Annotated in this window: 19 protein-coding genes and 1 tRNA gene; 7 read left to right on the top strand and 13 right to left on the bottom strand. The window is 64.5% G+C overall.

The window, feature by feature from the left end; genetic code table 11:
- Positions 1 to 7 precede the first annotated feature (7 nt).
- From AC3WUT_RS10445 to AC3WUT_RS10435, 3 genes are read right to left on the bottom strand one after another with little or no spacing between them, the layout of a single operon-like run.
- Positions 8 to 3700: a hydantoinase B/oxoprolinase family protein gene (locus tag AC3WUT_RS10445; protein ID WP_492347005.1), complete on the bottom strand. Its 3693-nt coding sequence runs from the start codon at positions 3698 to 3700 to the stop codon at positions 8 to 10.
- Positions 3701 to 3702: 2 nt separating this feature from the next.
- Positions 3703 to 4434 carry an aspartate/glutamate racemase family protein gene (locus tag AC3WUT_RS10440; protein WP_492347004.1) on the bottom strand — a complete coding sequence of 244 codons (732 nt, stop codon included), beginning with the start codon at positions 4432 to 4434 and terminating at the stop codon, positions 3703 to 3705.
- Between the two features lie 5 nt (positions 4435 to 4439).
- Positions 4440 to 4988 carry a winged helix DNA-binding protein gene (locus tag AC3WUT_RS10435; RefSeq protein WP_492347003.1) on the bottom strand — a complete coding sequence of 183 codons (549 nt, stop codon included), beginning with the start codon at positions 4986 to 4988 and terminating at the stop codon, positions 4440 to 4442.
- A 147-nt stretch (positions 4989 to 5135) separates the two neighbouring features.
- On the opposite strand from AC3WUT_RS10435, the gene AC3WUT_RS10430 reads away from it, so the two are divergent.
- The 4 genes from AC3WUT_RS10430 to AC3WUT_RS10415 all read left to right on the top strand — a co-directional run bounded on the left by AC3WUT_RS10430 (position 5136) and on the right by AC3WUT_RS10415 (position 9809).
- Entirely contained in the window at positions 5136 to 6128 is a 993-nt protein-coding gene (locus AC3WUT_RS10430; protein ID WP_492347002.1) for a TRAP transporter substrate-binding protein, read from the top strand.
- On the top strand, positions 6128 to 6661 hold the full coding sequence (locus AC3WUT_RS10425; protein ID WP_492347001.1) for a TRAP transporter small permease: 534 nt from the start codon (positions 6128 to 6130) through the stop codon (positions 6659 to 6661). Before AC3WUT_RS10430 ends, AC3WUT_RS10425 begins: the two co-directional genes overlap by 1 nt.
- Before the next feature lie 30 nt (positions 6662 to 6691).
- On the top strand, positions 6692 to 8002 hold the full coding sequence (locus AC3WUT_RS10420; RefSeq protein WP_492347000.1) for a TRAP transporter large permease: 1311 nt from the start codon (positions 6692 to 6694) through the stop codon (positions 8000 to 8002).
- A gap of 160 nt (positions 8003 to 8162) precedes the next feature.
- The gene (locus tag AC3WUT_RS10415; RefSeq protein WP_492346999.1) at positions 8163 to 9809 is read left to right on the top strand and encodes a methyl-accepting chemotaxis protein; all 1647 of its coding nucleotides are present in this window, start codon (positions 8163 to 8165) and stop codon (positions 9807 to 9809) included.
- Between the two features lie 8 nt (positions 9810 to 9817).
- Here the strand turns inward: AC3WUT_RS10415 and AC3WUT_RS10410 are convergent, their stop codons facing one another.
- Together AC3WUT_RS10410 and AC3WUT_RS10405 are read right to left on the bottom strand one after the other, a co-directional pair.
- A complete protein-coding gene (locus AC3WUT_RS10410) occupies positions 9818 to 10771 on the bottom strand; it encodes a M14 family metallopeptidase (protein ID WP_492346998.1) in 954 nt (317 codons plus the stop codon).
- A 36-nt stretch (positions 10772 to 10807) separates the two neighbouring features.
- A complete protein-coding gene (locus AC3WUT_RS10405) occupies positions 10808 to 12061 on the bottom strand; it encodes an MFS transporter (protein ID WP_157443661.1) in 1254 nt (417 codons plus the stop codon).
- 97 nt (positions 12062 to 12158) lie between these two features.
- On the opposite strand from AC3WUT_RS10405, the gene AC3WUT_RS10400 reads away from it, so the two are divergent.
- Positions 12159 to 13022, top strand: coding sequence for an LOG family protein (locus AC3WUT_RS10400; protein ID WP_492346997.1), 864 nt, complete (start codon positions 12159 to 12161; stop codon positions 13020 to 13022).
- A 55-nt stretch (positions 13023 to 13077) separates the two neighbouring features.
- Here the strand turns inward: AC3WUT_RS10400 and AC3WUT_RS10395 are convergent, their stop codons facing one another.
- From AC3WUT_RS10395 to AC3WUT_RS10370, 6 genes are all read right to left on the bottom strand, one after another.
- Positions 13078 to 14241: an MFS transporter gene (locus tag AC3WUT_RS10395; protein WP_492346996.1), complete on the bottom strand. Its 1164-nt coding sequence runs from the start codon at positions 14239 to 14241 to the stop codon at positions 13078 to 13080.
- A complete protein-coding gene (locus AC3WUT_RS10390; protein WP_492346995.1) occupies positions 14238 to 15614 on the bottom strand; it encodes a DNA recombination protein RmuC in 1377 nt (458 codons plus the stop codon). The genes AC3WUT_RS10395 and AC3WUT_RS10390 overlap by 4 nt, the downstream gene beginning before the upstream one ends.
- Before the next feature lie 10 nt (positions 15615 to 15624).
- Positions 15625 to 16608 (bottom strand): 2-hydroxyacid dehydrogenase, encoded by a 984-nt coding sequence (locus tag AC3WUT_RS10385; RefSeq protein ID WP_492346994.1) that lies wholly within the window; start codon positions 16606 to 16608, stop codon positions 15625 to 15627.
- Positions 16609 to 16700: 92 nt separating this feature from the next.
- Positions 16701 to 17870, bottom strand: a complete 1170-nt coding sequence (pncB, locus tag AC3WUT_RS10380; RefSeq protein WP_492346993.1) for a nicotinate phosphoribosyltransferase — start codon at positions 17868 to 17870, stop codon at positions 16701 to 16703.
- A gap of 216 nt (positions 17871 to 18086) precedes the next feature.
- On the bottom strand, positions 18087 to 18548 hold the full coding sequence (locus tag AC3WUT_RS10375; RefSeq protein WP_492346992.1) for an acyl-CoA thioesterase: 462 nt from the start codon (positions 18546 to 18548) through the stop codon (positions 18087 to 18089).
- Positions 18545 to 19474: a histone deacetylase family protein gene (locus AC3WUT_RS10370; protein WP_492346991.1), complete on the bottom strand. Its 930-nt coding sequence runs from the start codon at positions 19472 to 19474 to the stop codon at positions 18545 to 18547. The genes AC3WUT_RS10375 and AC3WUT_RS10370 overlap by 4 nt, the downstream gene beginning before the upstream one ends.
- Before the next feature lie 180 nt (positions 19475 to 19654).
- Between AC3WUT_RS10370 and AC3WUT_RS10365 the strand changes: the two genes are divergently transcribed.
- Positions 19655 to 20209 (top strand): phasin family protein, encoded by a 555-nt coding sequence (locus AC3WUT_RS10365; protein ID WP_492346990.1) that lies wholly within the window; start codon positions 19655 to 19657, stop codon positions 20207 to 20209.
- Positions 20210 to 20371: 162 nt separating this feature from the next.
- On the opposite strand, the gene AC3WUT_RS10360 is transcribed toward AC3WUT_RS10365, so the two are convergent.
- Positions 20372 to 21319 carry a patatin-like phospholipase family protein gene (locus AC3WUT_RS10360; protein ID WP_492347065.1) on the bottom strand — a complete coding sequence of 316 codons (948 nt, stop codon included), beginning with the start codon at positions 21317 to 21319 and terminating at the stop codon, positions 20372 to 20374.
- A 189-nt stretch (positions 21320 to 21508) separates the two neighbouring features.
- On the opposite strand from AC3WUT_RS10360, the gene AC3WUT_RS10355 reads away from it, so the two are divergent.
- Positions 21509 to 22267: a 3-hydroxyacyl-CoA dehydrogenase gene (locus AC3WUT_RS10355; RefSeq protein WP_492346989.1), complete on the top strand. Its 759-nt coding sequence runs from the start codon at positions 21509 to 21511 to the stop codon at positions 22265 to 22267.
- Between the two features lie 177 nt (positions 22268 to 22444).
- Here the strand turns inward: AC3WUT_RS10355 and AC3WUT_RS10350 are convergent.
- Positions 22445 to 22521: transfer RNA gene (locus AC3WUT_RS10350), tRNA-Asp, on the bottom strand.

Here is a 22521-nt window from a genome sequence, read left to right as displayed (position 1 = left end):
TGCCTGTTCAGCGGGCCGCGTCGGCCACGCCGTAGCCACCGCCGCCGGGGGTCTGGATCTCGAACACATCGCCGGCCTTCATCTCGGCCTGGCCGATGTGCTCCAGTGTCTCGACACGACCGTCGCTGCGCAGCACGCGATTCACGCCCACGGCACCGGCCTCGCCACCGGCCATGCCAAAGGCACCGCGCAGGCGGCCGTTGGACAGGATGCTGGCGGTCATGTCTTCCAGGAAGCGCAAGCGGCGGACGCCACCGTTGCCGCCATGCCAGCGCCCGGCACCGCCCGATCCCTGGCGGATCTCGTAGCTTTCCAGGCGCACCGGGTAGCGGAACTCAAGCACCTCTGGATCGGTCATGCGCGAATTGGTCATGTGCGTCTGGACCACGCTGGTGCCGTCGAAGCCGCCCGCGACCTGGCCCTGGGCATCAAACACCGCACCGGCGCCGCTGCCACCGCTGATGGTTTCGTAGTACTGGTAGCGTGCGTTGCCGAAAGTGAAGTTGTTCACCGTGCACTGGCTGGCCCCCATCAGGCCCAGGGCGCCAATCAAGGCGTTGGTGATGCAGGTGGAGGTTTCCACATTGCCCGCCACCACCGAGGCCGGCGGGCGGGGGCTCAGCATCGAGCCCTCGGGGATGATCACCTTCAGCGGCTTCAGGCAGCCTGCATTGAGCGGGATGTCGTCGTCCACCAGGGTCCGGAACACGTACAGCACCGCGGCCATGCAGACCGCCGTGGGGGCGTTGAAGTTGTTGATCTGCTGCTCACTGGTGCCGGTGAAGTCGATCTCGGCGCTGCGCTCGGCCCCGTTCACGCGGATGCTGACGGCGATCTGGGCGCCATTGTCCAGCGGCAGGGTGAAGCGCCCGTCCTTGAGGCGGGTGATGGCCCGGCGCACCGATTCTTCGGCGTTGTCCTGCACGTGGCCCATGTAGGCCTGCACCACGTCCAGCCCGAACTGGGCCACCATCTTGCGCAGCTCCTGCACGCCTTTTTCGTTGGCAGCGATCTGCGCTTTCAAATCGGCCAGGTTCTGGGCCGGATTGCGGCTGGGGTATTCGCCACTTTGCAGCAGGGCCACCATTTCGGCCTCGCGCAAGGCACCACGATCGACCAGCTTGAAGTTGTTGATCTGCACGCCCTCTTCTTCGATGCGGGTCGAGAACGGGGGCATCGAGCCGGGCGTGATGCCCCCGATGTCGGCGTGGTGCCCACGCGAGCCCACATAGAACAGCGGCTGCTCGTCGGCGGCCTGGGCCAGGTAGACCGGGGTGATCACCGTCACATCGGGCAGGTGGGTACCGCCGTGGTAAGGGTCGTTCAGGACGTACACGTCGCCGGGCTGCATGCGACCGGCGTTTTCGCGAATGACGGTCTTGATGCTCTCGCCCATCGAACCCAGGTGGACCGGCATGTGCGGTGCATTCGCAATCAGGTTGCCTGCGGCATCGAACAAGGCACAGCTGAAATCCAGCCGCTCCTTGATGTTCACCGAATAGGCGGTGTTCTGCAGTTGCAACCCCATCTGCTCGGCGATGTTCATGAAGAGGTTGTTGAACACTTCCAGCAGCACCGGATCGGCCGTGGTGCCGGCTGCGTAGGTGATGGCCCGCGCCTCCCGGCGCTCCAGCACCAGGTGGTCCAGGGCCGTGAGCGCGGCCTCCCAACCCGGCTCGACGATGGTGGTGGCGTTCTTCTCGGCAATGATGGCCGGCCCCGGGATCACATCGCCCGGACGCAGGTCTTCACGCACCACCAGGGCGGCATCGTGCCACTGGCCACCCGAGTACATGCGCACGGTTTCGCGGCGCGGCACCTCGCGCACCGGGTTCAGGGCATGGCGCGGCTCGGCAGGGGCATCGCCAGCCACCACCGATTCGACCGACACGGCCTCGACCACCAGGCCCTTGCCCACCATCAGGAAGGCAAAGCGTTGCCGGTAAGCCTGCTCGAAGCCCGCCTGGATGGCCGCCAGCGTCTGCTCAGCCGTGTCGCCGAGCCGATACGCCACCACCAGGGCCGAATCGCTGCCCTCATAGCGCACATGAACGCGGCGGTGGGTGGTGATGCCGCCGGCGCTGACCTGCTGGCGGCCCAGCTCGGTCTCGGCCCCCTGGGCCAGGGCGTCCAGCCGGGCCTGGATGTCGGGCAGGGCCTCGGCCTGCAGACGCGATTCCACCGCCTGTTCGCGGATCAGGCTCTGGTCGGCCAGGCCCATGCCATAGGCCGACAACACACCGGCCAGCGGGTGCACAAACACCCGAGTCATGCCCAGGGCATCGGCCACCAGGCAGGCGTGCTGCCCGCCCGCACCGCCAAAGCACTGCAGGGTGTAGCGGGTGACGTCATAGCCCCGCGCCACCGAGATCTTCTTGATCGCATTGGCCATCTGCTGTACCGCGATCTGGATGAAGCCTTCGGCCACCTCTTCGGCCGTGCGTCCGGCGCGCTGGGCCAGCTCGGCAAAGCGCTGCTGCACCACCTCGGCATCCAGCCGCTCGTTGGCCTGCGGGCCGAACACCGACGGGAAATAGCGTGGCTGCACCTTGCCCACCATCACGTTCGCATCGGTCACGGCCAAGGGGCCGCCACGGCGGTAGCTGGCCGGGCCGGGGTTGGCCCCGGCGCTTTCAGGGCCCACCCGGAAGCGCGCGCCATCAAACTGCAGGATCGAGCCGCCACCAGCCGCCACGGTGTGGATGCTCATCATGGGCGCGCGCATGCGCACCCCAGCCACCTGGGTTTCGAACTCACGCTCAAATTCACCTTGCAGGCCGCCCCGGAAGTGGCTGACGTCGGTGGAGGTGCCCCCCATGTCAAAACCGATCACATCGTCATGACCTGCCAACCCGGCGGTGCGGGCCATGCCCACAATGCCCCCGGCCGGGCCGGAAAGGATCGCATCCTTGCCCTGGAACACGTGGGCATCGGTCAGACCGCCCGACGACTGCATAAAGAACAGGCGCACACCCGGCATTTCAGAGGCCACCTGGTCCACATAGCGGCGCAGGATGGGCGACAGGTAGGCGTCCACCACCGTGGTGTCGCCACGGCTGACGAATTTCATCAGCGGGCTGGTTTCGTGCGAGCTGCTGATCTGCGTGAAGCCGATCGCGGCCGCCAGGGCCTGGGCGGCTTTCTCATGGGCGGTGTAACGGTACCCATGCATGAAGACAATCGCGACACTGCGCAGCCCCCGGTCGTGAGCGGCCTGCAGGTCGGCGCGCAGACGGGCTTCGTCGAGCGCCTGCACCAGCTCACCCTGAGCACCCACACGCTCGTCGGCTTCGATGACCTCGGTGTACAGCAACTCGGGCAATACGATGTGGCGGTCAAACAGGCGCGGCCGGTTCTGGTAGGCGATGCGCAAGGCATCGCGAAAGCCCCGGGTAGTCACCAGCAGCGTGGGCTCGCCCTTGCGCTCCAGCAGCGCATTGGTGGCCACGGTGGTGCCCATCTTCACGCATTCAACCTGCTCGGGCGTGATCGGCTCGCCGGCCTTCAAGCCCAGCAGATGGCGAATACCCGCCACCGCCGCATCGCGGTATTGCTCGGGGTTTTCAGACAGCAGCTTGTGCGTGACCAGGGTAAAGCCCCCATCAGCCAGTGGCTTGCGCGCCACGATGTCGGTGAAGGTGCCCCCACGATCAATCCAGAATTGCCAGCGATGGGGAGGGGTCGAGACAGAGGCTTGCATGGTCAGAAGTCGGCTTCAAGTGGGTTGATGAAGGGGGCTTGCGCCAGCGCCCGATCGCCCAACAGGCGACGGGATTGCAGCAAGGTACTCAGTTGCCAGGCTGTGGCGTCGGCCACAGCCTGGGCATAGGGCGGCAGGTTGGTGCATTCCAACACCACCTGGCGCAGATCCGGGGCCCGGGCCTGCAAAGCCTGCGCCGCCTGCACCACCTCGAGGCGGGCACGGGCTTCGTCAAGGGCGATGGCATTGCCCAGAATCGAGGTCACAAAATGCCCGTCCTCGGGCAGGTCTTGCAAGACCACGTGGCCCAGGCGGTCGGCAGGCACCCCCGCGGCCCTCAGGTGCTCGGGGCCCAGCCGATCGGCGCGGATGGTCAAGACCCCCACACGGGGCTGGCGGACCAACAGCGCGGGCAAGGCCAGCAGGCTGGAGCTCAGCACCGGCACGGGAACCGAGGCCTGAAGCTGCGCCTGCAGCAGCACCAGAAAGCCGCAGCTGGTGGTGATGGCATCCGCCCCGTCAGCCACCAATTGGCGCGCCGCTGCCACAAAACGTTCAGCCAGCCCGCTGTCACGCAAGGCCTGCGCCGAGCACACCACCTGGGCCGGCACAGCGCCTGGCACGACCTGAGTGATCACGGGCCAGGGGTAGCTGTCGGGCCGCCCCAAGTCGCCCGGCAAGCGCGGGAAGCGCGTGTCCAGCAGGATCAAGCCCAGCCGTCTTGGCGCTGCCATGGGGTTCACAGCGAGGCCGCCGCTCGGGCTGCCTGGTCGTACATGCCCGAGAGCACGCGCAGCAGCCGCGCCAGATCGCCGATGTCCCGATTCAGTGCATCGTCGGCCTGCAAGGCACCAATCAGGCACGACTCCCGGATCTCCCGGTAGCGGGCCACCCGGGCCAGCCCTTCTTCGGTGCAGGCGTAGGTCACTTCTTTGCCGTTCTTGCTGGCCATCACCACCCCCAGGTTCTGCAGCTTCTTCAACGAGTAGTTGATGAGGTGGGTGTCCTCGACATTCATGATGAAACAGATGTCGGCCAGGCGCTTGTTGCGGGCACGATGTGTCACGTGATGTAACACCAACACATCCAGCGGGGTCAGGTCCTTCAGCCCGGCGGCACTCATGCAATGCACGATCCAGCGGTGGAATGCATTGCCAGCCACCACCAGCCCGAACTCGAACTCGCTCATCTCGGCGCTCTGCTCGGAAACCAGATGCGCAGAGGACACAATGAGGGCGCGCTCGGTGGCGCCTGCGGGGGAAGCGGTGGGCTTGGCTGTCATGGTCATCCTCCCGGTTGGCATTGATGTTGCATGCTCAGATTGTAGGCAGCACCATGACAATTTACTAACGTTTTATTGACATTAAGTAATTACCCCCATGATGCCGATCTGCCGGCCGATTACATTCACGTCAAACTTTTTTCCGGAGCACACATGAAGCGTCGCTATTTCTCTTTCACGGCTCTCAGTTTGGTGCTGGCGTCCGGCGCCACCATGGCGCAGACCAAATGGGATCTGCCCACCGCCTACCCCGCCAACAACTTTCATGTCGAAAACCTGAGCCACTTTGCCCAGGACGTGGACAAAGCCACGGGCGGCAAGCTCAAGCTGACTGTGCACGCGAATGCCTCGCTGTTCAAGGCCAACGAAATCAAGCGCGCCGTGCAAGGGGGCCAGGCTCAGATCGGTGAGATCCTGCTGGCCAACTTCGAAAACGAAAACCCCATCTACGGCACCGATGGCGTGCCTTTCCTGGCCTCGTCGTACGCCGAATCCAAGCGCCTGTATGACGCCCAGAAGCCCGTGCTGGAAAAGCTGCTGAATGCCCAGGGCATGAAGCTGCTCTACACCGTGCCATGGCCCCCGCAAGGCATCTACACCAAGAAAGAGATCGCCTCGGTGGCCGACCTGCGCGGCATCAAGTGGCGCGCCTACAGCCCGGCCACCGCCAAGGTGGCTGAGCTGATCGGCGCCCAGCCCGTGACCATCCAGGCCGCCGAGCTGTCGCAGGCCCTGGCCACCGGCGTGATTGAAAGCTACATGAGCTCGGGCTCGACGGGCTATGACTCGAAGACCTACGAAAGCCTGAAGTACTGGTACGACACCCAGGCCTGGCTGCCCAAGGACGCCATCATCGTCAACAAGAAATCCTTTGATGCCCTCGACCCCGCCACCCAGGCCGCGGTGACCAAGGCCGCCGCTGAGGCCGAGACCCGCGGCTGGGCCTTGAGCCAGGAAAAGAACGACTGGTACAAAAAGGCCCTGGCCGAAAAGGGCATGAAGATCATGCCGCCGCCGGCCAAGCTGACCGCTGACCTCAAGCAGGTGGGCGACATCATGCTGAGCGACTGGATCAAGCGGGCTGGCCCGGACGGTGAAGCCATTGTTGCCGCCTACCGCAAGTCCGCCCCTGCGGCCAAGAAATGATGCGACGCTTTCTCGACCGCCTCTACCTTGCCAGCGGCGCCCTGGGCGCCAGTTTCATCGCGCTGATCTGCTTGCTGATGATCGCGCAGAGCGTGCTGCGTGAATTCGGCGTGCGCACCGGCGCCATGAACGACGTGGTGGCCTGGTTCTGTGCCGCTGCGGCCTTCTTTGCCATGCCCCATGCCTTCAAGCACGGCGATTTTGTGCGTGTGACGCTGCTGCTGGAAAAGGTACCCAGCCGCCAGCGCCGCATGCTGGAGATCCTGTCGCTGGTGATCGGCTCGGTGGCCACGGCCTACCTGGCCTGGTCGGCCTGCCAGTTCACCTACGAAAGCTGGGAGTTCAACGACATTGCCCAAGGCCTGCTGCCCATCCCGATGTGGATCCCGCAGATGAGCTTTGCCATCGGCTCGGTGCTGCTGCTGGTGGCCGTGGTGGACGAACTGCTGATCGTGCTGCGCGGCGGCGTGCCCACCTTTGTGCGCGAGGTCGAAGAGCGCCATGCGCGCGGCGACTTCTCGTCCGAAGTTTGAGCACGTCCCCCTCCATAACGAAAGTACAACATGGATATATTGATGGTGGGTGGCATCTTGCTGCTGCTCATGATGGTGCTGCTGTCGGGCGGCGTCTGGATCGCCATGACACTGGCCATCTGCGGCTGGGTCGGTCAGGCTTTCTTCACCAGCACGGCGCCGGGCAAGAACCTGTTCTCAGCCTTCTGGGAAAGCAATGCCAGCTGGGAGCTCGCGGCCCTGCCCCTGTTCATCTGGATGGGTGAAATCCTGTTCCGGACCAAGCTCAGCGAAGAAATGTTCGAGGGCCTGCGCCCTTGGCTCAACCGGGTTCCAGGCCGCCTGATGCACACCACCATCCTGGGGTGCGGCATCTTTGGCTCGGTGTCCGGCTCGTCTGCAGCCACCTGCGCCACGATCTCGAAAGTGGCCTTGCCTGAACTGATGAAACGCGGCTACGACGAGAAGCTGGCCCTGGGCTCGCTGGCCACGGCCGGCACACTGGGCATTCTGATTCCGCCCTCGATCACCATGGTGGTGTACGCGGTGGCGGCAGATGCTTCGATCATCCGCATCTTTCTGGCTGGCTTTCTGCCGGGCTTTTTGCTGATGGGTCTGTTCTCGGGCTACATCGGCTGGTGGAGCCTGCGCCACCCCGACAAGGTGCCTGCAGCCGACCCGCCCAGCAGCTTCATGCAGAAGCTGCGCCAATCGGGCAACCTGATCCCTTGTGCGGCCCTGATCGTGTTCATCTGCTGGGTGCTGATTGCCGGCTATGCCACCGCCACCGAATGCGCAGCCTACGGCGTGATGGGCTCACTGGGCCTGGCCTTGTGGAGCCGCTCGCTGACCTGGCAGAACTTCAAGGAAGGGCTGATGGGCACCACGCGCACCAGTTGCATGATCATGTTCATCCTGGCAGGCGCCGCCTTCCTGACCAAGACCATGGCGTTCACCGGCATCCCGCGCGAGCTGGCCGAGTGGGTCGAGTCGATGCACCTGTCGCCCTTTGCGCTGATCAGCGTGCTGGTGGTGGTGTACCTGGTGTTGGGCACGGCCCTGGACGGCATCAGCATGATCGTGCTCACCAGCGCGGTGGTGCTGCCCATGATCCAGAAGGCGGGCTTCGATCTGGTCTGGTTCGGCATCTTCATTGTGCTGCTGGTTGAGATCGCCGAGGTCACGCCACCGGTGGGCTTCAACCTGTTCGTGTTGCAGAACATGACGGGCAAGGACAGCAACGTGATCGCCAAGGCCGCAATCCCCTTCTTTGCCTGCCTGGTGGTGTGCATCGTGCTGATCACAGTGTTCCCTGACATCGTCACCATCCTGCCGGATCTGGTGATGGGCAAAGAGAAATAGCCCCTCCCGGCCTTGGGTCAACAGCCCCGCGTCGCCTTGCCCTGGCGACCTGGGGCTGTTTGCTTTGAGGCCCCAGCCACGACCCTCCCACCCCCTCACCTGGCATGGTTCTGGCAGTTTCTTTTTTGTTGATTCCATCCCACCTCCCGCCCGATTTCGCATGACCCAACTCATCGCCTCGCACGCCCACCCCCGCCTGAGCCCTGAGCCAGGCAACAGCCCCTTGAGCCACAACCCGGGGCCCTCAGCACCGCCGCTCCCAACCACGCGCCATGGCTTCAGCATCGGCCAGAAGCTGGGCCTGAGCTTTGGCTTGCTGGGCCTGGCGGTGGCCCTGCTGGGGGCAACCACCTGGTTGACCGGCGATGCCACCACCACCCAGGCCCAGCGTCTGGCCCAGCAACGCTGGCCGCTGGAGCGCGCTGTGCGCGACTGGAAGACCCAGTCGATCAAGCTGGGTGAACTGGCGCTGCGGGCCACGGGCTCGAACGATGTGTTTCCGGTGGCCAATGAAATGCGCAGCGAGGCGCAACATGACGATGCGCTGGTCCAATCGATTCAGCAGCAGGCGGGCAGTGCCGATGCCGCCACCCAGCAGGCGGTCGAGAGCGCCCTCAAGCAACGGACAGCCTATGTGCAACTGCGCCAACAACTGGTGCAGAACGCATTGGAGTCCAAGGTGATCAGCCAGAAGGAAATCAGCGATCACGCGGCCGTGCTGAAGAGTTACCTGACCAGCCTGGACACCTTGCTGAGCCTGTCGGAAGCCAGCGCGCGCGCCGATGCCGACAGCATGATCGCCAATGCCCAACGCGCCCAATGGATCAGCGCCATCGCCGTTGCCGCAGTGCTGTTGCTGGCAGCGGCCTGTGCCTGGCTGCTGCGCCGCTCCATCGTGCAGCCGCTGGCCGAGGCCTCGCGCGCCGCGGCCCGCGTGGCTGCGGGCGACCTGACCGTGCGCATGGACCACCAGCGCCAGGACGAGATCGGCAGCCTGCTGCAAGCCCTGAACCGGATGGTGGGCGCCCTCAACCAGGTGGTGGTGGAAGTGCGCGATGCGGGTGAGTCCATCCACACGGCCAGTGCTGAAGTGGCCCTGGGCAACCAGGACCTGAGCCAACGCACCGAGCACACCGCCAGCCGGCTGCAACAAACCGCCGCCAGCATGGACCAGCTCAGCCACATGGTCGGCACCCATGCCGAGAACACCCACCAGGCCACGGCGCTGGTGCGGGCTGCCACCGAGGTGGCCGGGCGCGGAGGGGCGGTGGTGCAGCAGGTGGTGGGCACCATGAACGAAATCCAGGCCCGCAGCCAGAAGATCGGTGAAATCGTGGGGCTGATCGACGGCATTGCCTTCCAGACCAATATCCTGGCCTTGAACGCCGCCGTCGAGGCCGCCCGGGCCGGTGAACAAGGCCGCGGCTTTGCCGTGGTGGCCGGTGAGGTGCGCAGCCTGGCCCAGCGCAGCGCCGCGGCGGCCCACGAAATCAAGCACCTGATCGGTGCCAGCGTCGAGAAGGTGCGCGACGGTACCACCCTGGTCGGCACAGCGGGTAACACCATGAATGAGTTGGTGGCCAGCGTGCAGCAGGTGAGCGCGCTGATGGCCGAAGTGAGCGCCGCCACCGCCGAGCAGACGCAGGAACTGCACCGGGTGAGTTCAGCCATCGGCGAACTGGATCAGATGACCCAGCAGAACGCCGCGTTGGTCGAACAAGGCGCCGCCGCCGCTCAGAGCCTGACCGAGCAGGCCACCCGCCTGAGCGCTTCGATGGCGCAGTTCACCCTGCAGAAAGGCCGTTGAGGCGCCGCTCAGAGGGGGCGTGTCAGGTACACCGCTTCGCGCCCCACCACCGGGGCCCGGGTGGGCATCATCACGGTGCAGTCATCGCACAGGGCCCGTATTTCGTGCGGGCCATCGCGGGCGATCAGTTCACCCTGGGCAAAGCTTTCAAAACCGACCAGAGGCCGCGCGAAGGCGAAATCAGAGGTCTGCACCAGGCAGGTCTGCAGCAATTCGAAGCGCCGGGGGGTGGGCCGTTCGCGGACGGCCCCGTTGGGGGCCTCGACCAGGCCGAAATGGGCCAGAAAGCCCAGGGCCGCTGCGGTGGCGGTGTCGGCAGCCGACTGCAGAAAGTGCTGGCCGCATTCCACCACCAAGGCAGCGCCGGCATCGCTGGCCGCCTCGCCGTGGCGCCCGTGCTGGATCAGCGGGGTGCCCGAACCCAGGCCGCTGGGCATCACCATGTGCACCGGCGGCAGGCCCACGGCCAAGGCCACTTCAGCATTGCGCGCATAGGCGGGGTACACCCAGAAGGGCTGCACATCCTGGCTGGTCGAGTGGATGTCCAGAATATGGTCAGCGGCAGACACCACCGGCCGCAGCTCACGGGCCCGGCGCAACTCGGGGCTGTCCTCGCGGCCCTCCAGCTCGGCGGCCGACCAGACGCGGTTGAGGTTGTGCACCAACTGGCGGCTGTCGAAGGGGCGTTCGATGTCGAAGCTCTCGTAGGCGGCGACGTTGGCAAACGACACCGTCAGCGTGCCCCGCAGAGGCCGCACGCCGCTGTCCAGCAAATGAGTGGCGGCCACCATGCCGCACAACTCATTGCCGTGCGTCAGGGCATTGATCAGCACGTGCGGGCCAGGGCGGCCCGACTCGAAGCGGTGCACATAGTCAATGCCCACATTGCCTTGCCGATAGGCGCTGAGATCGCGTGGCAGCACCTCGAACAACGGTGCCGCAGACTGCTTGGAATCGTTCATGTTCAAAACCCTTGTTGACGGTGAAAACAGCGGTACTCAGCGACGGGCCTGCATGTGGTCACGTTGCGCCAGTTGCGGAAAGCCCTTGAACCACAAAGCGGCCACCAGCACGGTGCCCACCCCGCCCAGCACCACCGAACCCACCGGGCCCAGCAAGGCAGCCGTGGCCCCCGATTCGAATTCGCCCAGTTGGTTGCTGGCCCCGATGAAGACCGAGTTGACCGCACTCACGCGGCCGCGCATGGCGTCCGGGGTTTCGAGTTGGACCAGGGTCTGGCGCACCACCACGCTGACCATGTCTGCAGCACCGGAGACCGCCAGCGCCGCCAGCGACAGCCACAGGCTGGTGGACACACCGAACACCAGCGTGGCCAGACCGAACACCGCCACAGCCAGCAACAGCTTGCGCCCCACATGGCGGTCCATGGGCCAGCGCGTGAGCAGCACCGACATCAGCAGGGCGCCGGCTGCGGGCGCCGCACGCAGCAGGCCCAGCCCCCAGGGTCCGACGTGCAACACGTCTTTGGCATAGATCGGCAACAGGGCCACAGCACCCCCCAGCAGCACCGCAAACAGGTCGAGTGACACCGCCCCCAGCACCACCTTGCGCTCCCAGATGAAACGAACCCCGGCCATCAGCGTGCCCAAGGACACCGGCTCCTGGGGCGGCGGGTCGTGCTCATAGTGCACCCGCAGGATCTGCACGATGCCCAAGGCGAACAGGGCCGCGCAACACAGGTACACCGCGGTGGCGCCGGCCACAAAGATCACCCCGCCCAACGCGGGGCCGCCAATGATGGCTGCCTGCATGCCGGCTGACGAAAAAGCCATGGCCCGAGGCAGCATGGCCGGCGGCACCAGCACGGGGGTCAGGGCCTGCTGGGCGGGCATCTGGAAGGCCCGCGCCGTGCCCAGCACCACCGACAGCCACAGCAGCCAGTCGCGGCTGACCCAGCCACCCAACGTGGCCACCACCAGCACAGCAGCCACCAGGCCCTGCGCCAGCACGCAGGCGGCCACAATGCGGGCCCGGTGCACCCGGTCGGCCACATGGCCGGCCACCAGGGTCAGCAGCAATGCGGGGAGAAACTGGTACAGCCCCACCAGGCCCAGGTCCCAGGCCTGGCCCGTCAGTTCATACATCTGCCAACCCACGGCCACCATCAGCATCTGATTGCCTGTGGTGGCGCTGAGCCGCGTGAACCAGAACCGGATGAAGGCGCGCTGTTGCAACAGCTCGGAAAAACGGGGCGCGCCTGCAGCGCCGGCCCCTGCAGCCGCATTTGTCATGGGTGGCAGCATAGCAGTCAACCACCCTGTGGCGCCTAAGCAAAAACCGTTGTGCACTGCACATAAAACGCATAAAGCAGCGGCACAATGAATCTCCATGGAAGCCAATACCCAACTCAATGACCGTCGCCTGGCTGATGCCTGGGCCGAACTGCAAAACCATGCCAACAACGGCTATTCGCTTGACGAAGACGCCTACCGTCTGGCCTTCGCAGACCCGGAGTTCCTGTTGCGCCGCGAGACGCGGGGGATCCGCTTTCAGTTGGAGATGCTCAAGCCCGACCTGGCCCATGCGGCCCAGGGCATCAACAACACGGTGGTCGTGTTTGGCAGCGCCCGCTACCTGGCCCCAGACGAAGCCCAGGAAGCACTCGACAAGGCCCAGGCCGCTGGCGAACCACGGGCCATTGCCCGAGCCGTTCAGGCAGTGCGCAATTCACGCTACTACGATCTGGCCCGGCAGTTCGCCCGCCTGGTCGCCGCCGAGAGCGACAAGCGCCCCAAGGAAGACCGGCTCTACATCTGCACCGGCGGTGGCCCCGGCATCATGGAGGCCGCCAACCGTGGGGCACACGACATGGGCGCCCTGAACGTGGGGCTGAACATCGCCCTGCCCCATGAGCAAAAAGGCAACCCCTACATCTCACCCAGTCTGTGCTTCAAGTTCCACTACTTCGCGCTGCGCAAAATGCACTTCATGATGCGCGCCAAGGCCCTGGTGGCGTTTCCGGGGGGCTTTGGCACGTTGGACGAACTGTTCGAAGTGCTGACCCTGGTGCAGACGCGCAAGGCCAAGCCCGTGCCCATCGTGTTGTTCGGCACCGATTACTGGAAGCGCCTGATCAACTTTGATGTGATGGTCGAAGAAGGCACCATTTCACCGGAAGACCTGGCCTTGTTCCATTTCGCCGACGAGCCACTGCAGGCCTGGCAGCAGATCCAGGCTTTTTACGGGCTTTGAGTTGCAGGGCTTGCGCGGCAGCCGGGGGGCTCGAAGCCCCACGACACCCCATCCGTCAGGGATGATGTGGCCCGTCACGCATGCCCCACGCCAATTTGGAGCCGGCGCCCACCAGCAGGCCCGAGGCCCAGAACACCGACCCCACCCCGACCAGCGCGCCGGCTGAGCCAAACAGCATGGGCATCAACACACTGGATGCATTGATGGTCATCAGCCGCAGGCCCAGCGCCTCGCCATGGCGATCGTGGGGTGTGATCTGGTGCAGGGTGCTCATGATCATGGGCTGCACCGAACCCAGGGCAAAGCCAGCCAGTACCGAGCACAGGCCCATGGCCCAGGGGCCTTGCAGCAGCGGATAAACCCCGAACAGCAAGGCCGTGGTCAACATGGCCGTCATGATCACGGCCCATTCGTGCACGCGCTCGGCAAACAGGGGCAGCAACATCCGCACGCCCGAGGCCGACACGGCAAACGCCCCAAGGATGGTGCCGATCACCGAAGCACTGAGCCCGCGCTCATGGCCCAGCAAGGGCACGACAAAGGTGTGCACATCCCAACAAGAGGACAGGCACCAGTTGATCAGCAGCAGGCGCCTGAAGCCCACGTCGCGCAACAGCTCCCAGGCCGGCCGCTGGCGGTGCTCAGGCGGTGGCTCCACGGCGGGCAGCGCCCGCACCGAACGCGACCACCACCAGGACATCAGGGGCAGGAAGGCCATCAGACCAAAGGCGGCGCGATAGCCGAAGTGATCGATCATCAGGCCGGCAAAGAAGGGCCCCACAAAATTGGACACCGCCGGCCCCAAGGACAGCCAGCTGAAGACTTTCTTGAGCTCGGTCGGCCCCTCGGCCAGGCGCCCCACATGGCGCTGCAAGGCAATGACGGCGGCCCCGGCGGCCCCCCCGGTGCACAGCGCCGCCAGGCACAAAGACGCAAAGTGCGGCCAGGCGACCGCCACGGCCGATCCCGCAAAGGACACGCCCACGCAGATGGCCAGGGGCCGGTGCAGGCCATGGCGGTCGGCAAAGCGGCCTGCGGGCAAGGCCAGAAACACCTGGGTCAGAGCGAACAGCGCCAGCAGCACCCCGACCGAGGCCGCGCTGTAGCCCTGTTGCAAGGCCAGCAAGGGTGTGGCCATGCGCATGCCCGCCATGGCGGCATGGATGCAGACCTGGGCCGTGATCAGCCGGGCCAGTTCCTGGTTGAGACGACGCTTCAAGAGGGCTCACCTCCCCCATCCAGTGCGTCTGGTGACGGCAGTGCACCGGGCTGGGCCAACTCAGGCAGCCAGCGCGCGGCCTCGGGGTCGGGCAAGGCCTCGACCTTCTTGAGGGCCCGGTTCATGACATTGCTGCGGGTCTGGGCCCGGTCCAACGTGTTGAGCACGGTCTGGGTCTGCTCCTTGACCTTGCTGAGCACCTCACCAAACTTGTTGAATTCGGTCTTGACGGCCCCCAGCACCTGCCAGACTTCGCTGGAGCGCTTCTCGAGGGCCAGTGTGCGAAACCCCATCTGCAGCGAATTGAGCATGGCCATCAGTGTGGTGGGCCCGGCCAGCGTGATGCGGTGCTCACGCTGCAAGACCTCGATCAGGCCCGGGCGGCGCAACACTTCGGCATACAGGCCTTCCGAGGGCAGGAACAGGATGGCGAAGTCGGTGGTGTGGGGGGGCTCGATGTACTTTTCTGCGATGGAGCGCGCCTCGGTGCGGATGCGCAGCTCCAGGGCCCGGGCAGCCAGTTCAGCGGCGGGCGCATCGGCACGCTGCTGGGCATCGAGCAGGCGCTCGTAGTCCTCGTTGGGGAATTTGGCGTCGATCGGCAGCCACAGCGGCGCGCCATCCTCGGACCGCCCGGGCAGGCGGATGGCGAAGTCCACCGGGTTGCGGCTGCCGGGGCGGGTAACCACCTGCTCGGCGTATTGGTCGGGGGCCAGCACCTGCTCCAGCAGGGCAGCCAGTTGCGCCTCGCCGAACATGCCGCGGGTCTTGACGTTGGTGAGCAGGTGTTTGAGATCACCCACGCCCTGGGCCAGGGTCTGCATCTCGCCCAGCCCCTTGTGCACCTGATCAAGCCGATCGGCCACCTGTTTGAAGCTCTGCCCCAGGCGGGCTTCGAGGGTACTTTGCAACTTCTCGTCGACGGTCTGACGCATCTCGTCGAGCTTGGCGGCATTGCTTTGCTGCAACTGGGCCAGAGCAGCCTCCAGGGTGGCGCGCAGCTCGCCCAGGCGACGGGCGTTGGCCTCGCTCAGGCCTTGCACCTGCTGGGCGAGGGTGTCGGTGAGCAATTTCTGCAGCAGGGTGAGTTGCTGGGCAAAGGCGTCGAGCTGGGCGTTCTGGGTGCGGGTGGCCTCGGCACCCTGGCGCAACAGGGTCTGTTGGAAGGTGGCCAACGACTGGCTCAGCTCCTGGCGGGTGCCGCGGGCACTGTCCGCCAATTCACGCCGCAGCTCACGCTCGGTGCGCTCGGCGCTGGCCGCGATGGCTTCCAACACCGCCTCGGCCGCCTGAGGGGGGCGGCGCAACAGGAGCACCAGCAGCAAGACGAGCAGGAGCCCATACAGGGCGCCGAAAATCAACAGGTCCACCATGCTGCCGGGGTCAGGCGCCCAAGACGGCCGGGTTCAGCGGGGTCAGGGGCTTGCCGTGCACCAGGTAGCCGATCAGGTTGTCGGCGGCCAGATCGGCCATGGCGCGGCGCGTCTTGATCGTGGCACTGGCGATGTGAGGCGTCAGCACCACGTTGGGCACCGTGAGCAGATCCGGGTGCACTTTGGGCTCGCCCTCAAACACGTCAAGCCCGGCAGCCGCAATGCGGCGCTCACGCAAGGCCACAGCCAGCGCGGCATCGTCCACAATGCCGCCGCGGGCGATGTTGATCAGCGTGGCACTGGGCTTCATCAAGGCCAGTTCCGGCGCGCCGATGGTGTGGTGCGAAGCGGCACTGTAGGGCACCACCAGCACCACGTGGTCGGCGCGGCGCAGCAACTCTTCTTTGCCGACATAGCGGGCCTTGCACTCGGCTTCAAGCTCGGGCGACAGGCGAGAACGGTTATGGTAGATCACGTCCATGCCAAAACCCAAAGCACCACGGCGGGCAATGCCCTGCCCGATGCGGCCCATGCCGATGATGCCCAGGGTGCTGCCATGCACTTCGGTACCGGCAAACATGTCGTAGCTCCAGCGGGTCCACTCGCCACGGCGCAGGAAGTGCTCGCTTTCGGTCACGCGGCGTGCCGTGGCCATGAGCAGGGCAAAGCCGAAATCCGCGGTGGTCTCGGTCAACACGTCGGGGGCGTTGGTGCCCAGCACGCCACGGGCCGTCATGGCGTCGACATCGAAATTGTTGAAACCCACCGCCATGTTGGCGCAGATCTTGAGGGCGGGACAAGCGGCCAGCAGCCCCTCATCAATGCGCTCGCTGCCCGTGGTGAACACACCCTGCTTGTCGGCCAGGCGGGCCTTCAGCTCCTCCGGGGTGAAAAGCACATCGGCCTGGTTGGCGTCGACCTCGAAATGGGCACTGAGGCGTTCCAGGGTTTCAGGGAAGATGGCGCGGGCCACCAGGATCTTGGGTTTGGACATGGCAATCAACGTGCGGGCTGCGGGCAGGCGGTTGGGCAAAAATGGTGCTGGCCAGGCATCAAGGCCGCCCAGCACCCCGTGGGCGTGTGGATTCAGGGCGGGGCGATCTCGAACACCTGGCGCAGGTAGGCCAGGTATTTCTCGTCGTCGCACATGTTCTTGTTGGGGCTGTCGGACAGTTTGGCCACCGGCTGGCCGTTGCAGCGGGTCATCTTGATGACGATCTGCAAGGGCTCGCAGCCCAGGTCGTTGGTCAGGTTGGTGCCGATGCCGAAGGCCAACAGGCAGCGGCCACGAAACTGCTGGTAAAGCTCGATGGTGCGCGGGATGGTCAGGCCGTCACTGAAGATCAGGGTCTTAGTGCATGGGTCGACACGGTTGTTGCGGTAGTGTTCGATCAGGCGTTCACCCCAGGCGAAGGGGTCTCCGCTGTCGTGGCGCGCGCCATCGAACAGCTTGCAGAAATACATGTCGAAGTCGCGCAGGAAGGCATTGATGCCGTAGACGTCGCTGAGCGCAATGCCCAAGTCACCGCGGTACTCCTTGGCCCAAGATTCGAACCCGAACACCTGGCTGTCGCGCAGGCGCGGCCCCAGGGCCTGGCAGGCCTGCAGGTACTCGTGGGCCATGGTGCCCAGCGGGGTGATGCCCAGGCGCATGGCGGCCAGCACGTTGCTGGTGCCCGCGAACTGATGACTCAGGCGGCTGTTCAGCACGCGCAGCACTTCTTCGTGCCAAGCCCGCGAAAAGCGGCGCCGGGTCCCGTAGTCGGCAATCTTGAGGTTGGACAGGCCTTCACCTTGCAACTGGGCGATCTTCACGTCGAGGCGGCGGCGCCCCTCCGGAAAGTCGGGTACGGGCTGGGTGTTGCGAAAGTAGACCTCGTTGACGATGGCCAGCACCGGGATCTCGAACAGGATGGTGTGCAGCCAGGGCCCGCGGATCGTGATGTCGATCTCGTCGCTGGGCAGCGGCGTGATGGTGATGTACTTTTCATTGAGCCGGAACAGGCCCAGAAAATCGACAAAGTCGCTCTTGATGAAACGCATCGAGCGCAGGTAGGCCAGTTCGGCATCCTGGAACTGCAGGCTGCACAGCGAGCGGATCTCGTCGCGGATCTCGTTGGCGTAGCGCGCAAGGTTGACGCCAGGATTGCGGCACTTGAACCGGTACTCGACCTGAGCCCCCGGAAACTGGTGCAGCACCACCTGCATCATGGTGAACTTGTACAGGTCGGTGTCGAGAAGGCTGGTGATGATCATGGTGTGTCGCGGCTGGCCTGCCGCAGCGGTTCGGGGTGCGCCGGGTGGAAGGCCACGGTGCACAGCGGGGAATCTGTCTCTGTTGTCTTGAGGGGCTCGAGGCCCTTGCCAACCCTCATTGTGGCACCTGCGGGAGAGCCTGCGCCGAGTGGGCCTGCGCGATGGGCAAAGGCAGTCTTGCCGAGCGGCGAATGCCTGCGGCGACTCTGCCGTCCCTCAACGCTTCAAGCCAGTCAGGACCGCACGCAAGGGCTCGGGCACAGGCACCGGACGGCGGGTCTCCCGGTCGACGTAGACGTGCACAAAATGCCCCTTGGCCGCACACAAGGCCTCACCCTCGGCAAACAAGCCCACCTCATAGCGCACACTGGAGCTGCCCAGCCGGGCGACACGGATGCCAGCCTCGATGTTCTGCGGGAAAGCCAGGGGCGCAAAGTAGTTGCACTGGGTCTCGATCACCAGACCGATGGTGCTGCCGGCATGGATGTCGAGCACCCCCTGCTCGATCAAGTAGGCGTTGACCGCGGTGTCAAACCAACTGTAGTAGACGACGTTGTTGACGTGGCCGTAAACGTCGTTGTCCATCCAGCGGGTGGTGATGGTGCGAAAGGCGGCGTAGGCACTGCGGGGCTCAGGGCTGGGCCGGGCCGCAGCGGTGGGGTTGGCATCGGTGTTCATCGCCGACGATTTTGCCAGCGCGCATGAAATTGCGCAGCCACATGGTAAGTGTTGAACTGGGCACGGACTGTGGTCTGCAGATCGTGGCCGTAACCACCGCCCATGGCAAAGGCCAGGGGCAGGCCACGTTCGAAAGCCCAGCTGAACACCCTGCGGTCACGGGCCTCCAGACCATCATGGCTCAACTTGAGGCGCCCCAGACGATCGCCCTCATGTGGGTCGGCACCGGCCAGGTACAGCACAAAACCCGGATCAAAGCGGTGTTCCACCTCCTGCAAGGCGTGCTCCAGGGCCTGCAGGTACTCATCGTCGCGACAGCCGTCTGGCAGGTCCACATCGAGATCTCCGGGAACCTTGCGAAACGGAAAGTTCTTTTCGCCGTGCAGCGAGAGGGTGAAGACCGTCGGATCGTCCCGAAAAATGGCCGCCGTGCCATTGCCCTGGTGCACATCCAGATCAATCACCAGCACCTGCAGTGCGCGCCTGGAGCGCCGGAACCATTCGGCCTGCATCAGACGGGCGGCCACCGCCAGATCGTTGAACACACAGAACCCGCCGCCCTGCGCCACCCCGGCGTGATGCGTCCCCCCGGCCAGGTTGGCGGCGATGCCCTCTGAAAAAGCCATGCGGCTGGCGGCCACCGTGGCACCGACCGAGCGACGCGAACGTTCGGCCATGGCCTCGCTCCAGGGAAAACCGATCTCGCGCTGAGCCGCCGCCGAGAGGCTGCCCGTCTGCACGGCGTCGACATAGGCCGGATCGTGGGCCAGGGCCAGTTCGCCATCGGTCGCCCGAGGTGCCTCGCACAGCACCACCTCGGGCAACTCGTCCACCAGACGGTCCCTGAGCAGGCGATATTTCTGCATTGGGAAGCGGTGCCCTTCGGGCAATGGCAGGACAAAGTGATCCGCGTAGAAGGCTTGCATGAAACGTTGGTGTCCGATGTGAGTAATTAGAAAATGAGATCTAAATTGTTGCAACGCAGCAAAAAACACTTGCCAAGGCGAATTAGCACCCGCATACTTCAACCCATGCTGCACTGCAACATGACTAAGTCGGTTCAGGGCAGAGGAAATTCCAATTCACATTTTTTAATAGGAGTCCCTATGTCTCTGACCACTGAACAAATCCTGGCTGCTCACAAGGCCAACGTTGAAACCCTGTTCGGCCTGACCACCAAGGCTTTCGAAGGCATCGAAAAGCTGGTTGAACTGAACGTGACCGCCTCGCGCGCTGCTCTGCAAGAAGCCGCCAGCCACACCCAAGCCGTGCTGAACGTCAAGGACGCCCAAGAACTGCTGGCTCTGCAAGCCAGCCTGTTCCAGCCCCTGGCTGAAAAGACCGCTGCTTACAGCCGTCATCTGTACGACATCGCTTCGGGCACTGGCGCCGAGTTCGGCAAGGCCGTCGAATCCAAGACCAGCGAAGTTCAAAAGTCGTTCGTGGGCCTGGTGGACAACGCCTCCAAGAACGCCCCCGCCGGCTCTGAAACCGCCGTGGCCGTGATCAAGAGCGCTGTGGCTGCTGCCAACAACGCTTTTGAATCGGTGCAAAAGGCCGTCAAGCAAGCTTCCGACGTGGCTGAAGCCAACTTCAACGCCGTGGCTGCCACCGCTGTGAACGCCGCCAAGACCGGCACCACCGCTGCCAAGAAGCGTTGATGGTTCTCCGCTGGCGCAAGCCAGCGGGACCACAGAATTCGGAGCCTGGTTTCGCAGTTGTCTCCTCGGGTCTTTTCGATGCCTTCGGCTCAGGGATCCATTCAAAGCCCAGTCAGTGACTGGGCTTTTTTTGTGCATTGATCCCTCCCGCAGCAACACCATTCAGGGCTGACGGGCCATTGCCAACGCCGCCTTCAAGCCTGGCAAAGCCTGCTGCATGGCCAGACGGCCTGCCTCAATGGAGCGGCGACGAGCGCCAAAATCGGCGCTCTTCACGCCCGACAATGCCGGCCGAACCACCAGGTCGGCCTCCTTGAGCTCCCAGTTGTTGATGCTCTTGGACATGATGGCAAAGGTTTGCAGCAGGATCTGCAGCGAGTCATTGGCCTGATTGCCCTCAGGCGGGCTGGAGATGTCCACAGCCACCACGTAGGTGGCCCCCATCTGCCGGGCGTAGCGCACGGGCACAGGCGACACCAGCCCGCCATCCACATAATCATGACCCCCAATGCTCACCGGCTGGAAGACCGACGGCACAGCACTTGATGCACGCACCGCCGTGCCTGTGTTACCTCGGCGGAACAACACGCCCTGCCCGGTCTGCAGATCGGTCGCCACAACGCCCAGCGGCAGTTTCATGTCCTCGATCGAGCGATTGCCCAGCAAGCCGTTCACATACCGTGCGAGGGCTTCGCCCTTGAGCATGCCCCGGCTGAACAAGGGCAGCGTCCAGTCGGTGATAGCCGCTTCTTCCATGGTTTCAGCCACCTGCTGCATCTGGGGCCCGGTCTTGCCGCTGGCATAAAGCGCGGCCACAACACTGCCCGCCGACGTACCCACCACCAGATCAGGCTTGATGCCCGCTTCTTCCAGCACCTGAATCACGCCAATGTGGGCAAAACCGCGGGCCGCCCCCCCTCCCAAAGCCAGACCGACCTTCAGGGGAGGACGGGGTGGCGGCTCTGGGACAGCGGGCGGCACAGGCATAGTGCTGCCGTCACTGCGGGCAGTGCCTGGTTTGATTTCAGGCGCCGTCGAACAGGCGGCCAGCAACAGCGCGGCACACAGGCCGAGCACCCCGCAACGGGCGCGCGCAGGCACGGCCTGCATCAAGGCATTCAAGACAGATTTCATGGAAAGATTCAAAACGAACAGATGCAAACGAGCCCATCAAGCGCACAGGACGCGTCATCAGGGCAAGCCCGGCATTGTGCCGTCAAGAACTTGCCCGCAGGGTTGGCAATGCCATAATTGACGTTTACGTAAACGTCACTCATCACTTCCCATCAAGGAGACAACATGCAGATCAAGGATCGGGTTTTCATCGTCACGGGCGGCGCCTCGGGTTTGGGCGAAGGCACAGCACGCATGCTGGCTGCCAACGGCGCAACCGTGGTCATTGCCGATATGCAAGCCGATAAAGGCGAGGCGGTGGCACGCGAAATCGGTGGTGCCTTTGTCAAATGCGACGTCAGCCAGGAGGCCGATGGCCAAGCCGTGGTGGCCAAAGCCACCTCTTTGGGCAAGTTGGTGGGACTGGTGAACTGCGCAGGCATCGCCCCCGCAGAAAAGACCGTTGGCAAAAATGGCCCCCACGCCTTGGCCGTCTACTCCAAGACCATCATGGTCAACCTGGTCGGCACGTTCAACATGATCCGCCTGGCGGCCGATGCCATGTGCAAGAACGAACCCGAATCCACCGGAGAACGTGGGGTGCTCATCTCGACGGCTTCTGTGGCGGCATACGACGGGCAGATCGGCCAAGCTGCGTACAGCGCCTCCAAGGGTGGCGTGGTCGGCATGACCCTTCCGATCGCGCGCGACCTGGCACGCAATGGCATCCGCAACATGACCATCGCCCCAGGCATTTTCGGCACCCCCATGCTGTTCGGCATGCCACAAGAAGTGCAAGATGCCCTGGCCGCCAGCGTGCCCTTCCCTTCTCGCTTGGGCACACCCAATGACTACGCCCGCCTGGCCCAGCACATCATTGAGAACGACATGCTCAATGGTGAAGTGATCCGACTCGATGGTGCGATCCGCCTGGCCCCACGCTGAGTGGCTTGCCTGCCAGACCGGGTAACCAAGCAATCCGGTCTGAACGACTCAACAAAAGTCGCTGCGCTGGATGGCATGCCATCAGCGCAGGTCAGCATCAAGCACTGAAAGGTCACATCGATAGAACAGCACAAATAAAAAAAGGGTCACAGACGAATCTGTGACCCTTTTCAGGTTTGGCGGAGTGGACGGGACTCGAACCCGCGACCCCCGGCGTGACAGGCCGGTATTCTAACCAACTGAACTACCACTCC

This window comes from Curvibacter sp. EU05-FHT14A10, assembly GCF_058791075.1.
Note: the sequence above shows the minus strand (reverse complement) of the source record. Positions and strands in the feature narration are given on the sequence as shown.

Coding starts and splice junctions, on each gene's coding strand:
- pncB (WP_492346993.1), bottom strand. CDS start 17,870: ATGATCATCACCAGCCTTCTCGACACCGACCTGTACAAGTTCACCATG.
- AC3WUT_RS10430 (WP_492347002.1), top strand. CDS start 5,136: ATGAAGCGTCGCTATTTCTCTTTCACGGCTCTCAGTTTGGTGCTGGCG.
- AC3WUT_RS10360 (WP_492347065.1), bottom strand. CDS start 21,319: ATGCAGGCCGTGCCTGCGCGCGCCCGTTGCGGGGTGCTCGGCCTGTGT.
- AC3WUT_RS10410 (WP_492346998.1), bottom strand. CDS start 10,771: ATGAACGATTCCAAGCAGTCTGCGGCACCGTTGTTCGAGGTGCTGCCA.
- AC3WUT_RS10445 (WP_492347005.1), bottom strand. CDS start 3,700: ATGCAAGCCTCTGTCTCGACCCCTCCCCATCGCTGGCAATTCTGGATT.
- AC3WUT_RS10405 (WP_157443661.1), bottom strand. CDS start 12,061: ATGACAAATGCGGCTGCAGGGGCCGGCGCTGCAGGCGCGCCCCGTTTT.
- AC3WUT_RS10370 (WP_492346991.1), bottom strand. CDS start 19,474: ATGCAAGCCTTCTACGCGGATCACTTTGTCCTGCCATTGCCCGAAGGG.
- AC3WUT_RS10425 (WP_492347001.1), top strand. CDS start 6,128: ATGCGACGCTTTCTCGACCGCCTCTACCTTGCCAGCGGCGCCCTGGGC.
- AC3WUT_RS10355 (WP_492346989.1), top strand. CDS start 21,509: ATGCAGATCAAGGATCGGGTTTTCATCGTCACGGGCGGCGCCTCGGGT.
- AC3WUT_RS10400 (WP_492346997.1), top strand. CDS start 12,159: ATGGAAGCCAATACCCAACTCAATGACCGTCGCCTGGCTGATGCCTGG.
- AC3WUT_RS10415 (WP_492346999.1), top strand. CDS start 8,163: ATGACCCAACTCATCGCCTCGCACGCCCACCCCCGCCTGAGCCCTGAG.
- AC3WUT_RS10420 (WP_492347000.1), top strand. CDS start 6,692: ATGGATATATTGATGGTGGGTGGCATCTTGCTGCTGCTCATGATGGTG.
- AC3WUT_RS10390 (WP_492346995.1), bottom strand. CDS start 15,614: ATGGTGGACCTGTTGATTTTCGGCGCCCTGTATGGGCTCCTGCTCGTC.
- AC3WUT_RS10365 (WP_492346990.1), top strand. CDS start 19,655: ATGTCTCTGACCACTGAACAAATCCTGGCTGCTCACAAGGCCAACGTT.
- AC3WUT_RS10435 (WP_492347003.1), bottom strand. CDS start 4,988: ATGACCATGACAGCCAAGCCCACCGCTTCCCCCGCAGGCGCCACCGAG.
- AC3WUT_RS10375 (WP_492346992.1), bottom strand. CDS start 18,548: ATGAACACCGATGCCAACCCCACCGCTGCGGCCCGGCCCAGCCCTGAG.
- AC3WUT_RS10385 (WP_492346994.1), bottom strand. CDS start 16,608: ATGTCCAAACCCAAGATCCTGGTGGCCCGCGCCATCTTCCCTGAAACC.
- AC3WUT_RS10440 (WP_492347004.1), bottom strand. CDS start 4,434: ATGGCAGCGCCAAGACGGCTGGGCTTGATCCTGCTGGACACGCGCTTC.